General features: G+C 51.5%; 14 protein-coding genes. 8 read left to right on the top strand and 6 right to left on the bottom strand.

From position 1 onward, the window contains the following. Positions 1-296: 296 nt before the first annotated feature. Positions 297-746, bottom strand: a complete 450-nt coding sequence (gene mioC, locus FDX03_RS21870; RefSeq protein WP_116360306.1) for an FMN-binding protein MioC — start codon at positions 744-746, stop codon at positions 297-299. 88 nt (positions 747-834) lie between these two features. Next, on the bottom strand, positions 835-1293 hold the full coding sequence (gene asnC / locus FDX03_RS21865; RefSeq protein ID WP_003023780.1) for a transcriptional regulator AsnC: 459 nt from the start codon (positions 1291-1293) through the stop codon (positions 835-837). Between the two features lie 151 nt (positions 1294-1444). Here asnC and asnA point away from each other — a divergent pair, with 151 nt between their 5' ends. After that, a complete protein-coding gene (gene asnA / locus FDX03_RS21860) occupies positions 1445-2437 on the top strand; it encodes an aspartate--ammonia ligase (RefSeq protein WP_137346580.1) in 993 nt (330 codons plus the stop codon). A gap of 3 nt (positions 2438-2440) precedes the next feature. Here asnA and viaA read toward each other — a convergent pair whose 3' ends face one another. Then, positions 2441-3892: an ATPase RavA stimulator ViaA gene (viaA, locus tag FDX03_RS21855; RefSeq protein ID WP_048213791.1), complete on the bottom strand. Its 1452-nt coding sequence runs from the start codon at positions 3890-3892 to the stop codon at positions 2441-2443. Continuing rightward, positions 3886-5382, bottom strand: coding sequence for an ATPase RavA (gene ravA, locus FDX03_RS21850; RefSeq protein WP_048213792.1), 1497 nt, complete (start codon positions 5380-5382; stop codon positions 3886-3888). The genes viaA and ravA overlap by 7 nt, the downstream gene beginning before the upstream one ends. Positions 5383-5713: 331 nt before the next feature. On the opposite strand from ravA, the gene kup reads away from it, so the two are divergent. The 7 genes from kup (at position 5714) to rbsR (ending at position 13660) form a co-directional block, all read left to right on the top strand. Then, complete coding sequence (gene kup / locus FDX03_RS21845; RefSeq protein ID WP_048213793.1) at positions 5714-7582, top strand: low affinity potassium transporter Kup; 1869 nt, start codon at positions 5714-5716, stop codon at positions 7580-7582. A gap of 192 nt (positions 7583-7774) precedes the next feature. Next, positions 7775-8194 carry a D-ribose pyranase gene (gene rbsD / locus FDX03_RS21840; protein ID WP_003023766.1) on the top strand — a complete coding sequence of 140 codons (420 nt, stop codon included), beginning with the start codon at positions 7775-7777 and terminating at the stop codon, positions 8192-8194. Between the two features lie 7 nt (positions 8195-8201). Further along, entirely contained in the window at positions 8202-9707 is a 1506-nt protein-coding gene (gene rbsA, locus FDX03_RS21835) for a ribose ABC transporter ATP-binding protein RbsA (RefSeq protein ID WP_003023764.1), read from the top strand. Positions 9708-9712: 5 nt separating this feature from the next. Then, positions 9713-10678 carry a ribose ABC transporter permease gene (gene rbsC, locus FDX03_RS21830; RefSeq protein ID WP_003826999.1) on the top strand — a complete coding sequence of 322 codons (966 nt, stop codon included), beginning with the start codon at positions 9713-9715 and terminating at the stop codon, positions 10676-10678. A gap of 24 nt (positions 10679-10702) precedes the next feature. Next, positions 10703-11593: a ribose ABC transporter substrate-binding protein RbsB gene (gene rbsB, locus FDX03_RS21825; RefSeq protein WP_003023760.1), complete on the top strand. Its 891-nt coding sequence runs from the start codon at positions 10703-10705 to the stop codon at positions 11591-11593. Between the two features lie 141 nt (positions 11594-11734). Continuing rightward, a complete protein-coding gene (rbsK, locus tag FDX03_RS21820; protein WP_137346579.1) occupies positions 11735-12664 on the top strand; it encodes a ribokinase in 930 nt (309 codons plus the stop codon). 3 nt (positions 12665-12667) lie between these two features. Then, positions 12668-13660: a ribose operon transcriptional repressor RbsR gene (gene rbsR / locus FDX03_RS21815; RefSeq protein ID WP_137346578.1), complete on the top strand. Its 993-nt coding sequence runs from the start codon at positions 12668-12670 to the stop codon at positions 13658-13660. On the opposite strand, the gene mdtD is transcribed toward rbsR, so the two are convergent. After that, on the bottom strand, positions 13626-15053 hold the full coding sequence (gene mdtD, locus FDX03_RS21810; RefSeq protein WP_061066903.1) for a multidrug transporter subunit MdtD: 1428 nt from the start codon (positions 15051-15053) through the stop codon (positions 13626-13628). The genes rbsR and mdtD overlap by 35 nt on opposite strands. Before the next feature lie 3 nt (positions 15054-15056). Further along, complete coding sequence (locus FDX03_RS21805; protein WP_137346577.1) at positions 15057-15761, bottom strand: FadR/GntR family transcriptional regulator; 705 nt, start codon at positions 15759-15761, stop codon at positions 15057-15059. Positions 15762-15940: the final 179 nt, after the last annotated feature.

Below are 15940 nucleotides of genomic sequence, written 5' to 3'. Positions count from 1 at the left end.
GAGAAAGACCTCGGATCCTGGGTATTAAAAAGAAGATCTTTTTATTTAGAGATCTGTTTTATTGTGATCTCTTATTAGGATCGCAACTATCTGTGGATAAGGGCGATCCTTTGAATAAGATCAACGGGTTGTTGAGGATCATTAGCTGTGAATGATCGGTGATCCTGGTCCGTATAAGCTGGGATCAGAATGAAGGGTTATACACAACTCAAAAACTGAACAACAGTTATTCTTTGGATAACTACCGGTTGATCCAAGCTTTTAACCAGAGTTATCCACATAAAAAAGTACGATCTTTACAAATTTCTGAGCAATGGATGCCAGGATCCCAGCCAAATCTCTGCCGGATCTTCCGGAATCTCATGTTCCAGTACGTTGATCCTGAGCGTTTCACCGATCTGTTTCGCCCCGCAGGCCTTCAGTTCAGCTTCCAGCTTGTCAATCGCACCGCAGAACGTGTCATATTCGCGGCTACCAATGCCGATGGCACCAAAGCGTACCTGCGAAAGATCCGGTTTCTGCTCACGCAATGCGTCATATAAAGGTTGCAGGTTATCCGGAATGTCTCCCGCACCGTGCGTTGAGCTGATAACCAGCCAAACCCCTTGAGTCGGAACCTCGTCGAGCATCGGTCCATGCAGTATTTCGCTGGAAAAACCGGCGTCATCCAGCTTTTCTGCCAGATGTTCTGCTACATATTCCGCACTGCCAAGCGTGCTGCCGCTGATAAGAGTGATATCTGCCATTGATCGCTACCTCGATGAAGAGGCAGCATTGTACGCTGTGAGCGAGTTGGGATCTACCTGTGGAAAAATAGGGGATTAAAAAAAGCGATCAGGGCTTGATGGTACGCATGATCGGGTTCTGCAAGACGATCAAGGTTTCAGTGGACTGAATTTCATCAATTGTTTGGATCTTGTTGATAAGTACCTGTTGCAGGGCATCGATAGATTTACACATTACCTTAATAAAGATGCTGTAGTGCCCGGTGGTGTAATACGCCTCGGTCACTTCATCGAGACTTTCCAGTCTGGCCAGCGCTGACGGATAGTCTTTTGCACTTTTCAGGATAATGCCGATAAAGCAGCCGACGTCATAACCCAGTTGTTTTGGACTGACATCAATTCGCGCGCCGGTAATAATCCCAGCCTGCTTCATCTTTTCTACACGAACGTGAATTGTCCCCGGGCTGACGCCGAACTGTTTAGCTAATTCAGCGTAGGCGGTACGGGCATTTTCCATCAGGGCGTCAAGAATGCCGCGGTCCAGATTGTCGATCTGATAATTTTCCATAGGTTTTTCTTATGTAGATTAATGATTCACTCTATTTTAGACGTTATTTTTAACGAATCAAAATTGAAGTCGGCTTTTTGTTTGTGGATTATTGAATATTACCTCCATTCTGTTGCTTAATCATAGGCAACAGGACACAGGAGTACACATAATGAAAACCGCTTACATTGCCAAACAACGTCAAATTAGCTTCGTAAAATCTCATTTTTCTCGCCAGCTGGAAGAGCGTTTAGGTCTGATCGAAGTTCAGGCACCGATCCTCAGCCGCGTAGGAGATGGCACGCAGGATAACTTGTCGGGCTGTGAAAAAGCGGTGCAGGTGAAGGTTAAAGCATTGCCGGACGCTCAATTCGAAGTGGTTCATTCCTTGGCGAAGTGGAAGCGTCAAACGTTAGGACAACACGACTTTAGCGCAGGCGAAGGGCTGTACACGCACATGAAGGCCCTGCGTCCCGATGAAGATCGCCTCTCCCCGCTGCACTCAGTGTATGTTGATCAGTGGGACTGGGAGCGCGTGATGGGCGACGGTGAGCGTCAATTTTCCACTCTGAAAAGCACGGTAGAGGCTATCTGGGCGGGAATTAAGGCCACCGAAGCTGAGGTAAGCAAAGAATTTGGTCTGGCACCGTTCCTGCCAGAGCAGATCCACTTTGTGCATAGCCAGGAGCTGTTATCTCGTTATCCGGATCTTGACGCAAAAGGTCGTGAACGTGCGATTGCAAAAGAGCTGGGCGCGGTGTTCCTGGTCGGGATCGGCGGCAAACTTAGTGACGGCCACCGTCATGACGTTCGTGCTCCGGATTATGATGACTGGAGTTCAGCGTCCGAACTGGGTCATGCCGGTTTGAACGGTGATATTCTGGTCTGGAACCCGGTACTGGAAGATGCGTTTGAACTGTCTTCTATGGGGATCCGCGTGGATGCCGATGCGCTGAAACACCAACTTGCTCTGACCGGAGATGAAGATCGCCTGAGTCTGGAGTGGCACCAGGCACTGCTGCGCGGTGAAATGCCGCAGACCATTGGTGGCGGTATTGGGCAGTCACGCCTGACGATGCTGCTGCTGCAGTTGCCGCACATTGGCCAGGTTCAGTGCGGTGTGTGGCCTGCACAGGTCCGTGAAAGCGTCGCATCTCTGCTGTAAAAATTAACGCCGCCAGCGTCTGAGCAGGCGGCTTCGCATCCCGGTATCAAAGCGCCAGATATGATCGAAAATGCGCATGATGCCGGGTTTGCCATGTGCAGACATCGCCACAGCATGAAAACGATGCTGGTGCACTCGCTGCAATTCCCCCACTTTATTGACAACTTCATCAGGTAATCGCTGAGCGATAAAATCTGAGATCACCACCGCATCGGCATCAAACCATTCCCGACCCTGCATGCGTTCAATAATGGCGCGAAAACAGCTGGCAATATCAGTGCCGCCACGAAAGCGCTGACTTAAAAAGCGGATCGCCTGTTCGATACCCTCCGGACCGGATAGCTCATAGCGCACGACTTCTGTTGAAAACAGCATAATGAAACAGCGCCGGTTATCGGCAAGGGCGACGCGCATTAGCGCCAGGCAAAAGGCTTTCGCACACTGTTCGTTAAATCCGCCCATCGAACCCGAGGTATCGACACAGACAATAAAGGGCCCACGAGGCTGCTCGTCAAAATCCTGGTGGATAACCGGCCGCTCCGTGACTTTCTCGCGCCAGGCTTCTCCATGCAGGCGGTATGTCAGGAGCTGCTTTTCCACCAGCCGCCGATAGAACTCATATTCCAGTTCGGTAATACCCAACGTGGCCAGTTCGGGGGGAAGTAAACGCAGGATATCATCGCTTTGTTGAATGCCATCCACCTGCTCCGGGACGGTGGCCGGTTCACGCACCAGCGTACGGAATGTTTCCATTGGCGCGTCTTTACGCGGCACGGATTTCGCTTCTCTGGAGCGCCCCAACTGTTCGGCCAGGCGCTGGAGTTCGGGTTGTTGCGTCAGAAATTCACCGTATTTCACCATCAACTGATAATCACCGCGCTTGATTTGGCCCGCGCTCATATCCCACAAACGACCCGCTGCGTTGTCATTTTCCGCCAGCACAGGTTCCAGTTGACCACTGAGCGTCATCCGTTCCTGCACTTCACTGAGCAACTGTTCGCGTTCTTCTTCCAGTAGCTGCTGATTAAGCGTTGTGGTTTGAACCACCAGGCTCAGGCGCCAGCGCTGGAGAAAGAGAGTATGCAGTGCGGGCGTAAAAGTACTGTTGTCATCAACCAGTTGCTGCGCTTGCCCAGCCCATGGCGAGTGGAGTCGGTGCAGGAGCGCTAATATTTGCGGTAGCTGGACGATAAACTGCGGAGTGGAGAGGAGCTGACTTTGCTGATAGCACATGACCTCTTCTGTGAGCTCCGGCGGTACGTGGGTATCTTTGAGGCGGTTACGTAACGCTTCGCGCCAGCGGGGAACATCGTCAGTAATCGCTTTTTTTAGCCGGGGAAATTTTTTGAAAAAGACCGCCATCTGCGGGGAAGCCAGCAGTGCGATGATCATCTCTTCAATCATCCCCTCTTCGCCGACCGCCAGCATGATATTTAGCGTATCAAGGGTCAGCATTGTTGTGCCTGTCGGATCTGTGTACCGACGTCCTGCAGGCTGGCTTCAATGCGGCCTAACCAGTCACTATGAATAAACAGACATTTTTGCTGTTCACTAAATTCGCTGTGCTGCTGGTGCCATTCGTTGTCGAGCGCTTCAAGTTGCTGCTTTATCTCACTGGGCATGCTTTCTTCTGATGCGCCGGGTAGTGCCAGGCGAGAACCTTGCAAACTGACGTCGCGCACGACCAGGTGCTGAGCGCTGTCGACTTCCATATTCAGCGTCTGGGCAAATCCGATACCGTTTAATTTTCCGCGGATCTCACCGCCTTTAGTCAGCCACTGCTCCAGAGCGCCGCGTTCAAAGGCAATATGGATAACCTCCATATCGTGCAGTTTTAGGGGTTTTTGCAGTAGCAGCGTCAGTACGGAAGTGTTGGCTTCCGGCGGTAAATCATAATGAGGACGGCGGCTGAACATTCCACCCTGACGAATTACCGTGAAGGCCGTTTTATCACTTTGCTGCTGCTGTAGCTGGATGCGGCGCTGCATTATTGCCCCAAGGCGAGTCAACATTGCCTGCTGCTGCCAGGCGTGCCCGGTCATCAATATTTCGATTTGTTGCTGCATCAGATTCAGGCTTTGCGCGTCATACCACAGGCAATCTTTCAGCAGAATAAGGTCGATAGGCGCAACGGCATCGCGCCCGCTAAAGAAGGCGCTGGCCTGGAGTAAGCGGATTGCTTTTTTCCAGCGACGGTCAGATACGTAGGGGGCGTTCGGTAGCGCATCCAGTTGCTGGCGCAGGGTGAAAATCAATTCAAATACACGATCGGGAAGCGTGATTTTGCCAATGTCTTTTTGCCACTGGTAGTACTCTTCATCGGTCACTTGTAACGTTGTTGGAACGGGGTTGTCACTTTCATCCTGCTGGCTTAACAGCATGGACCGGAAGTTGGCCTTGTCCTGTACTTTATCCAGCCACAGGCGAATCAGCATACGGTCGTACAATGCTTCCAGGCTGCTGTCTGCTTCAGGTAGTTCGTTGGAGGCCGCGACCAGCAGGCGCATCGGGATTTTCTCCTCGTGTGCGCCGTTGCGGAAGTGGCGTTCGTTAATGGCGGTCAGCAGGGTGTTGAGAATGGCCGGGCCTGCTTTCCAGATTTCATCGAGAAAAACAATTTCGGCTTCAGGAAGATAGCCTGCTGTTAAGCGCTCATATCGACCTTCGTCTTTAAGCGCCTGAATAGATAGCGGGCCAAAGACCTCTTCAGGTGTCGAGAAGCGCGTCATCAGATATTCGAAAGCACGGGCATTTTTAAAGGCAAACTTCAGTCGGCGAGCGATTAAGCTTTTCGCTATCCCTGGAGGGCCTAATAAGAAGACGCTCTCGCCGCTGAGCGCGGCCAGCAGACAGAGGCGAATGGCGTGACTACGTTCATAAAGTCCCTTTTCCAGCGCATTGCTCAGACGGGAAATTCTTTCCGCTAATAAATGTGGGTGAGCCATAATGAAGTGGCGTCCTTTCGCCAAATGTACCGCGTTAAACAGCGAGTATAGATGTTTAGCCCCTGGGCTGTAATAGACTGAAGGCGCGTTTATTTTTCTTTGAGCCAGATTAATCTGGTCTCATTTAGGGGTACGATTTTGCGATTAATCGTGCATACTGTGCGCCTTTTTGTGGGCCAAGGGACGACGCACACATTTCTTATATATACACCATATCAATCAAGCTGCACCAAGGCGGCAATGGAGTTATTCCCTGGGATGGGCGGAATAACGAATGCAGCCCACGCGGAGGTAGCTTGAACGATGATGTGTATAAACGAAAGACGAGTCTATGAGCACTGATAATAAGCAATCATTGTCTGCGATTACCCTCGCGGCCATTGGGGTTGTCTACGGTGATATTGGTACCAGCCCACTTTATACGCTTCGTGAATGTTTGTCCGGGCAGTTTGGTTTTGGCGTTGAACGTGATGCCGTGTTTGGTTTTCTCTCGCTGATTTTCTGGCTGCTGATTCTGGTTGTTTCCGTTAAGTATCTGTCATTTGTTATGCGTGCTGATAACGCCGGGGAAGGTGGGATCCTGACGTTGATGTCGTTGGCCGGGCGTAATACGTCGGCGCGAACGACCTCGATGCTGGTGATTATGGGATTGATTGGCGGCAGCTTTTTCTATGGCGAGGTGGTGATTACGCCAGCCATTTCGGTGATGTCGGCGATTGAAGGTCTGGAGATTATTGCTCCACAACTGGACACCTGGATTGTTCCTCTCTCTATTATCGTACTTACCCTGCTGTTTTTGATTCAAAAACACGGTACCGGCATGGTCGGTAAGCTGTTTGCGCCGATTATGCTGATATGGTTCCTGGTACTTGCCGTGCTGGGTGTACGCAGCATTATTGCAAATCCGGAAGTGTTGCATGCCCTAAATCCGTATTGGGCTGTTCATTTCTTCCTGGAATTCAAAACGCTGTCCTTTATTGCGCTGGGCGCGGTGGTGCTGTCGATTACCGGTGTTGAAGCGCTGTATGCGGATATGGGCCACTTCGGTAAGTTACCGATTCGCCTTGCATGGTTCTCCGTCGTATTGCCTTCGCTGGTTTTGAACTATTTTGGTCAGGGTGCATTGCTGTTAAAGCATCCCGAAGCGATCAAAAACCCGTTCTTCCTGCTGGCACCGGACTGGGCGCTGATTCCGCTGCTGATCCTTGCCGCGCTGGCGACGGTAATCGCTTCGCAGGCGGTTATTTCCGGCGTATTCTCACTGACGCGCCAGGCTGTGCGTCTGGGGTATTTATCGCCGATGCGGATTATCCATACTTCAGAAATGGAATCGGGTCAGATCTATATTCCTTTCGTAAACTGGATGCTTTATTTCGCCGTGGTTATTGTGATCGTGAGCTTTGAGCACTCCAGTAATCTGGCTGCTGCGTACGGTATTGCGGTAACGGGAACGATGGTACTGACGTCCATTCTGTCGACGACCGTGGCGCGGCAAAACTGGCACTGGAATAAATACTTCGTCTTCCTGATCCTGGTTGCGTTCCTGTGCATCGATGTTCCGTTGTTCTCTGCAAACCTCGATAAGCTCGTTTCAGGCGGCTGGTTGCCGCTCTCGCTGGGTCTGGTGATGTTCACTATTATGACGACCTGGAAAAGCGAACGCTTCCGTCTGTTGCGTCGCATGCATGAGCACGGTAACTCTCTGGAGGCGATGATTGCGTCGCTGGAGAAATCCCCACCGGTGCGCGTGCCAGGAACGGCGGTGTATATGTCCCGTGCGTTGAACGTCATCCCGTTTGCGCTGCTGCATAACCTGAAACATAACAAGGTGCTGCATGAACGCGTTATTCTGCTGACGCTGCGTACGGAAGACGCGCCCTATGTACACAATGTACGTAGAGTGCAGATTGAGCAATTGTCGCCTACCTTCTGGCGCGTGGTGGCCAGCTACGGTTGGCGTGAAACGCCAAACGTTGAAGAAGTGTTCCACCGCTGCGGTCTGGAAGGCTTAAGCTGTCGGATGATGGAAACCTCCTTCTTCATGTCGCACGAGTCGTTGATTGTCGGCAAACGACCATGGTATCTGCGCCTGCGTGGCAAGCTGTATCTGCTGCTACAGCGCAATGCGCTGCGCGCGCCGGACCAGTTTGAAATCCCACCGAACCGGGTTATTGAACTCGGTACGCAGGTCGAGATTTAATGTTGTTAACGCCCTCTTTCATCGTGAAAGGGGGCGTTTTGTTTGACCCCTCTCAGTTTTCTTTTCATCTCATGATAATCCTTGCGAAACGTTTCGATGGTGATCACATTTTCGTAACGTCGCGGTGGTTTTCTGTCCACTCTTCGAACTACACTTATCTTCAGCGAAACGTTTCGCTAGTGGGGAAAGAAAATGAAGAAAGGCACGGTACTCAACTCTGAAATTTCATCGGTGATCTCCCGTCTGGGGCATACCGATACGCTGGTGGTGTGTGATGCAGGTTTACCCATCCCGAACAGCACAACGCGTATCGATATGGCATTAACCCAGGGCGTACCTTCTTTTATGCAGGTATTGGATGTGGTTACACGTGAAATGCAGGTCGAGGCGGCCATTCTCGCGTCGGAAATTAAACAACATAATCCGCAACTCCACGAAACGTTGCTCAGTCACATTGAGCAACTGCAACAACACCAGGGAAACACCATAGAAATTCGTTACACCACGCATGAACAATTCAAAAAACAAACCGCAGACAGTCAGGCGGTAATTCGCAGCGGAGAATGTTCTCCGTATGCGAATATCATTCTCTGTGCTGGCGTCACGTTCTGAGGCCATCATGAACGCATTACTGCAACTCAAAGGGATCGATAAAGCGTTCCCGGGCGTAAAAGCGCTATCCGGCGCCGCGCTGAATGTCTACCCAGGCCGCGTAATGGCGCTGGTAGGCGAAAACGGCGCGGGCAAATCCACCATGATGAAGGTGCTGACCGGAATCTACACCCGTGATGCCGGTTCCTTATTGTGGCTGGGTAAAGAGACCACCTTTAACGGCCCGAAATCCTCCCAGGAAGCCGGAATCGGTATCATCCACCAGGAGCTGAACCTGATCCCGCAACTCACTATTGCCGAGAACATTTTTCTCGGTCGCGAGTTTGTGAATCGCTTTGGCAAAATAGACTGGAAGAAGATGTACGCCGAAGCCGATCTGCTGCTCGCCAAACTCAATCTGCGCTTTAAAAGCGACAGGCTGGTCGGTGAGCTGTCGATTGGCGATCAGCAGATGGTTGAAATCGCCAAAGTGCTGAGCTTTGAATCGAAGGTCATCATTATGGATGAACCGACGGATGCCCTCACCGATACTGAAACCGAATCCCTGTTCCGCGTCATTCGCGAACTGAAATCCCAGGGACGCGGCATTGTCTATATTTCTCACCGCATGAAAGAGATCTTCGAGATTTGCGATGACGTAACCGTCTTTCGCGACGGGCAGTTTATTGCCGAGCGTGAAGTCGCATCGCTTACCGAAGACTCGCTGATTGAAATGATGGTGGGACGTAAACTGGAAGATCAGTACCCGCGTCTGGAAAAAGCGCCGGGTGATATTCGCCTGAAAGTCGATAATCTGTGCGGCCCTGGCGTAAACGATGTGTCATTCACGCTGCGTAAAGGCGAGATCCTTGGCGTATCGGGGCTGATGGGGGCTGGACGTACCGAGCTGATGAAAGTGTTGTACGGCGCATTGCCGCGCACCAGCGGCTACGTCACGCTTGATGGCCATGAAGTTGTCACCCGTTCGCCGCAGGATGGACTGGCTAACGGCATCGTCTATATTTCTGAAGACCGTAAACGCGATGGTTTAGTGCTCGGCATGTCGGTGAAAGAGAACATGTCACTGACCGCGCTGCGCTATTTCAGCCGTGCAGGCGGAAGCCTTAAACATAAAGATGAGCAGCAGGCGGTGGGTGATTTTATTCGCCTGTTCAATGTTAAAACGCCATCGATGGAACAGGCTATCGGCCTGCTCTCCGGCGGTAACCAGCAGAAAGTAGCGATTGCGCGCGGTCTGATGACCCGACCAAAAGTGCTGATCCTTGATGAACCAACGCGCGGCGTTGACGTTGGGGCGAAAAAAGAAATCTATCAGCTTATCAACCAGTTTAAGGCCGATGGGCTGAGCATCATTCTGGTCTCTTCTGAGATGCCAGAAGTATTGGGCATGAGCGATCGAATTATCGTTATGCATGAAGGGCATCTCGGCGGTGAATTCACTCGCGAGCAGGCCACTCAGGAAGTATTAATGGCTGCCGCTGTGGGCAAGCTTAATCGCGTGAATCAGGAGTAAAAAAGATGACTACCCAGGCTGTTTCTGGTCGCCGTTATTTCACTAAAGCATGGCTTCTGGAGCAAAAGTCGCTCATCGCTCTGTTAGTGCTGATCGCGATTGTTTCCACCATGAGCCCCAACTTTTTTACCGTTAATAACCTGTTCAACATTCTCCAGCAAACGTCGGTGAACGCCATCATGGCGGTCGGCATGACTCTGGTCATCCTGACGTCGGGTATCGACCTGTCCGTCGGTTCCTTACTGGCGCTGACCGGCGCGGTTGCGGCTTCCATTGTAGGGATTGAAGTCAATGCGCTGGTGGCTGTTGCTGCTGCTCTGGCGCTCGGCGCTGCCATTGGCGCGGTAACCGGGGTGATTGTCGCGAAAGGTCGCGTGCAGGCGTTTATCGCGACCCTGGTGATGATGCTGCTGCTGCGCGGTGTGACCATGGTCTACACCAACGGCAGTCCGGTAAACACCGGTTTTACTGATAATGCCGATCTGTTTGGCTGGTTCGGGATTGGTCGTCCATTAGGCATCCCTACGCCGGTGTGGATTATGGGGATTGTTTTCCTCGCGGCGTGGTACATGCTGCACCACACGCGTCTGGGTCGTTATATCTATGCGCTGGGCGGTAACGAAGCGGCAACGCGTCTGTCCGGAATCAGCGTCAGTAAAATCAAAATTATCGTCTATTCACTCTGTGGGCTGCTGGCTTCGCTGGCGGGCATCATTGAAGTGGCGCGTCTTTCCTCTGCACAACCGACGGCAGGTACAGGCTATGAGCTGGATGCTATCGCCGCGGTGGTATTAGGTGGTACCAGCCTGGCGGGTGGTAAAGGACGCATTGTTGGGACGCTGATCGGCGCATTGATTCTTGGTTTCCTCAATAATGGTTTGAATTTGTTAGGTGTATCCTCCTATTACCAGATGATCGTCAAAGCGGTGGTGATTTTGCTGGCGGTACTGGTAGACAACAAAAAGCAGTAACAACGATTACAGGACATCTTAAATATGAACATGAAAAAACTGGCTACCCTGGTTTCTGCTGTTGCGCTGAGCGCCACCGTGAGCGCGAATGCGATGGCGAAAGATACCATTGCGCTGGTGGTCTCCACGCTTAATAACCCGTTCTTTGTCTCCCTGAAGGATGGGGCGCAAAAAGAGGCAGATAAGCTGGGCTACAACCTGGTGATTCTGGACTCGCAGAACAACCCGGCGAAAGAGCTGGCTAACGTTCAGGACTTAACGGTTCGCGGGACTAAAATCCTGCTGATCAACCCAACTGACTCCGATGCCGTGGGTAACGCCGTGAAGATGGCTAACCAGGCGAAGATTCCGGTTATCACCCTTGACCGCGTAGCGTCTAAAGGTGAAGTGGTAAGCCATATTGCGTCTGATAACGTGCTGGGCGGAAAAATTGCGGGTGATTACATCGCGAAAAAAGCCGGTGAAGGCGCGAAAGTTATCGAACTGCAGGGCATTGCCGGAACGTCTGCGGCGCGTGAGCGTGGCGAAGGTTTCCAGCAGGCCGTTGCGGCACACAAATTTAACGTACTGGCCAGCCAGCCGGCAGACTTCGACCGCACTAAAGGTCTGAACGTTATGCAGAACCTGCTGACCGCGCATCCTGACGTGCAGGCCGTATTTGCCCAGAACGATGAAATGGCGCTGGGTGCGCTGCGTGCGCTGCAAACGGCGGGTAAATCTGATGTGATGGTGGTTGGATTTGACGGCACTCCAGATGGCGAAAAAGCAGTAAATGATGGCAAACTGGCTGCGACCATTGCTCAGCTGCCGGATCAGATCGGCGCGAAAGGCGTTGAGACTGCGGATAAAGTCCTGAAAGGCGAGAAGGTTCAGGCTAAATATCCGGTTGACCTGAAGCTGGTTATCAAGCAGTAATACCGATTCAGGCCGCTCGCGACCTGATGGAGACATAAATACGCCATCCCTGGATCTTGTTCTGAGGATGAAAGCGTAAAAAGAAAAGCAGGGCACGCGCCACCCTAACCCGGTGGCGCACTTTGACTTGGAATACCTAACATGAAAACCGCAGGCAACCTCGTTGTTCTTGGCAGCATTAATGCCGATCACATCCTCAACCTTAACTCTTTCCCGACACCGGGTGAAACCGTAACCGGTAGTCAATATCAGGTGGCGTTTGGCGGTAAAGGCGCGAATCAGGCGGTTGCTGCAGGGCGTAGTGGCGCGAATATCGCGTTCATTGCCTGTACGGGTGATGACGATATTGGCGAAAGTGTTCGTAAACAGTTAGCTCGCGATAATATTGATATTGCCCCGATTAGCGTTATTTCGGGTGGATCGACTGGTGTGGCGCTGATTTTTGTGAATGCCGAAGGTGAGAACGTTATCGGTATTCATGCCGGCGCGAATGCTGCTCTTTCTCCGGCGTTGGTAGAAGCACAGCGTGACCGTATTGCTCAGGCGTCTGCGTTACTGATGCAATTAGAATCACCGATCGAAAGCGTTCTGGCTGCGGCAAAGATTGCGCATCAGAATAAGACTCTGGTCGCCCTTAACCCAGCTCCGGCACGTGAACTATCCGATGAGCTGCTGGCGCTGGTGGATATTATTACCCCGAATGAAACCGAGGCTGAAAAGCTGACGGGGATCCGGGTAGAAAACGATGAAGATGCAGCTAAAGCGGCGCAGGCATTGCACGCGAAAGGGATCCATACTGTACTGATTACCTTAGGGAGTCGCGGTGTGTGGGCCAGTGTAAACGGTGAAGGTCAGCGAGTACCGGGTTTTAAAGTTGACGCGGTTGATACTATCGCTGCCGGAGATACCTTTAACGGTGCGTTAATCACAGCGTTACTGGAAGAGACTCCGCTATCGGAAGCCATCCGTTTTGCACATGCTGCCGCCGCGATTGCGGTCACACGTAAAGGTGCACAGCCTTCCGTTCCATGGCGTGAAGAAATCGAAGCGTTTTTAAGTCAACAGAGGTAACGCTTGGCTACAATGAAGGACGTTGCCCGCCTGGCGGGTGTTTCCACGTCGACGGTTTCTCACGTCATTAATAAAGATCGCTTTGTCAGTGAGGCGATCACTGACAAAGTTGATGCGGCAATCAAAGAGCTTAACTATGCGCCTTCCGCGTTGGCGCGTAGTCTCAAACTGAATCAGACCCGCACTATTGGCATGTTAATCACAGCCAGTACTAATCCCTTTTACTCTGAGCTGGTTCGTGGTGTTGAACGTAGCTGCTTCGAGCGCGGTTACAGCCTGGTGCTGTGCAACACCGAAGGTGACGAGCAGCGTATGAACCGTAATCTGGAAACGTTGATGCAAAAGCGGGTAGACGGCTTGCTGCTGCTCTGCACGGAAACACATCAGCCTTCCAGAGAAATCATGCAGCGTTACCCTTCTATACCGACCGTGATGATGGACTGGTCGCCTTTTGATGGTGAAAGCGATCTGATTCAGGATAACTCCCTGTTAGGTGGGGATTTAGCCACTCAACATCTGATCGAAAAAGGGTTTACGCGCATTGCCTGCATCACGGGCCCTCTGGATAAAACACCGGCGCGTCTGCGTCTGGAAGGGTATCGCGCGGCAATGAAGCGTGCAGGGCTGGCTATCCCGGACGGTTACGAGATCACCGGTGACTTCGAGTTTGGCGGTGGGTTTGAAGCTATGCAAACGCTGTTGTCGCATAAAGACCGCCCACAGGCTGTTTTTACCGGCAATGACGCGATGGCGGTTGGAGCATATCAGGCTTTATATCAGTCTGGATTGCATATCCCGCAGGATATGGCGGTAGTCGGTTATGATGATATAGAACTGGCGCGTTATATGACGCCGCCGCTGACAACTATTCACCAACCGAAAGATGAGTTGGGTGAACTGGCCATTGATGTGTTAATCCACCGTATGGCACAGCCCGCATTGCAGCAACAGCGCTTGCAGCTTACTCCTGTTCTGATGGAGCGGGGGTCGGTTTAGGCTTATGTCGATCTTTGATCAGATTGCGCCCATCTTTGGCTCTTAACAGCATAAACATCAGCGCCGATACGACGGTGATCGCGCCCATTGTAATAAAGGTATAGTGGAACTGTTCAACCGTATTGGTTCCTTCCATACCTTCGTAGATACGCAGAACCGCGGCACTAATGGCAACCCCTAAACTAATAGACAGCTGCTGCGTAACGGCTAAAACACTGTTGCCGCTGCTGGCGTTCTCATCAGTTAAATCGGCCAGAGTAATGGTATTCATTGAGGTAAACTGGGTGGACATCGCCATACCTAAAATGAACAGTGGCAGAATTAGCATCCAGACCGGCATGGCGGGAGACTGCAAAGAGAACTGTGCAATCATCAGGCCGATAAACACTGTAATACCGACCAGCGTGGTCCGGTAGCCGAGTCGGCGCAGTACCTGCGTCACCATCGATTTCGCCAGAATTGAGCCCAGCGCTGTCGGAGCCATCATGCAACCGGCAATGAGTGCCGGGTATCCAAAGCCTACCTGCAGCATCAGTGGCATTAAGAAAGGTACGCATCCCGTTCCCAGGCGAGTAGCAAGGTTTCCGGCGATGCCAACAGAAAAGGTTCGCGTTTTAAAAATAGGAAGCGCAATCAACGGTGTCGGATGGCGACGCGCATGACGAATGTAGGCGAGCAGTAGCACAATGCTGGCGAGAATAATGCCAAGTGCGACCCAACTGGCAACAAGTTTCTCGCCAAACAACTCAACACCGCTGGAAAACAGTACCAGGCTTAGACCAAAGAGAAAGAAACCGGTCATATCGAAGCCGCGGCGTGGTGTGGTGAAGTTCGGCATATATTTGCGGGCATAGAAGATACCGGCTATGCCGATGGGAATATTAATCAGGAAGATCCAGTGCCAACTGGCCCACGTTACCAGCACGCCACCCAGTACTGGACCTAAAATCGGTCCAACAAGACCGGGCATGGTCACGAAATTAAGTACGGGGAGCAGTTCGCTGCGCGGGTAAGCACGCAATAATGCCAGACGGGCAACAGGCATCATCATTGCGCCACCGATACCCTGTATCACGCGGAAAACCACCAGTTCACTTAATGAGCTGGAAAGTGCACAAGCCAACGATCCCAACGTAAACAGGCTAACGGCAATCATAAATACACGCCGGGTCCCGAATCTGTCAGCCAACCATCCACTCACCGGGATCAGCATAGCGACTGTCAGGGTATAGCTGATAATGGCTGATTGCATGGCAAGCGGGGAGCGGTTAAGACTATGTGCTATTGCGGGTAAGGCCGTGTTGAGGATAGTGGCATCTAATGCCTGCATAAAAAAGGCCATGGCGGCTATCCATGGCAATCCAGCCATACTGCGCGATTTCTTTTCTGACATAGATTATTTATCCGGGAGCTCGTTCGGTGCTATCAGTAATGCCTGACAGGCGGCAAAAGCGCGTTCGCCATCGCTATCTTCTATTGCATCGACAATGGCCTGGTGCAAATCCAGCTTGACCACATCGTTATAGGTAATCGACGTAAAGTAGGTCTGATAAACGGAATGGAACAATGATGCGAAGGATATCAGGAATGGATTCGCGCTCATTTCATAAATGTGCTCATGCCAGGCAATATCAACTTCAATCCAACGTTCGCGTCTGAAGTTTCTTTTCAGCTCGACCATCTCTTCCATTAATGTATTGAGATGGGCTTTCTGCTCTGCCGTACCAATCGTCGCCGCCAGTGAACAGGCTTGAGGCTCCAGGCTAATACGCATCACCAGAAAGTGTTTAATGACCTGTGGGAAAGTATCTTCCGTCATCCACCAGGTGAGCAGCTCCTGATCGAGGAAGTTCCAGTTTGCCTGCGGCATAACGCGTGTACCAATACGTGGGCGCGGTAATACCATACCTTTAGCCGTTAATGTCTTAACTGCCTCTCTTACCGCAGTTCGGCTTACGCCAAACTGATCGCCCAGCTCAATTTCACCTGGCAGGATAGCGCCGGGTGCGTATTCACCTTTTAATATTCTTTGAGCCAGCTTTTCTGCCAGAACATAGGAAAGATTCTTTTGGGCAGCTATCTGTTGGGCATTTAAAGGCATGAATGTTCTTCCTTACGCTTTTTCTTATTCATTAGTATGCCATCAGAGAGTGTGATTACGGCTGCAAAAACGGCAAATTGCTTATTTTATGGCATGTTAATGGTGGTTTTGGTGAAAAAATACGCATTCGGAAAGTTATTTTAAATTTCCCCTTGTCAGCCTGAAATAACTCCCTATAA

The sequence above is a fragment of the Citrobacter sp. wls827 genome (assembly GCF_005280875.1).
GTDB classification, from domain to species: Bacteria; Pseudomonadota; Gammaproteobacteria; order Enterobacterales; family Enterobacteriaceae; genus Citrobacter; species Citrobacter youngae.
The sequence above is the reverse complement of the archived record's forward strand: the minus strand, read 5'-3'. Positions and strand labels throughout refer to the sequence as shown.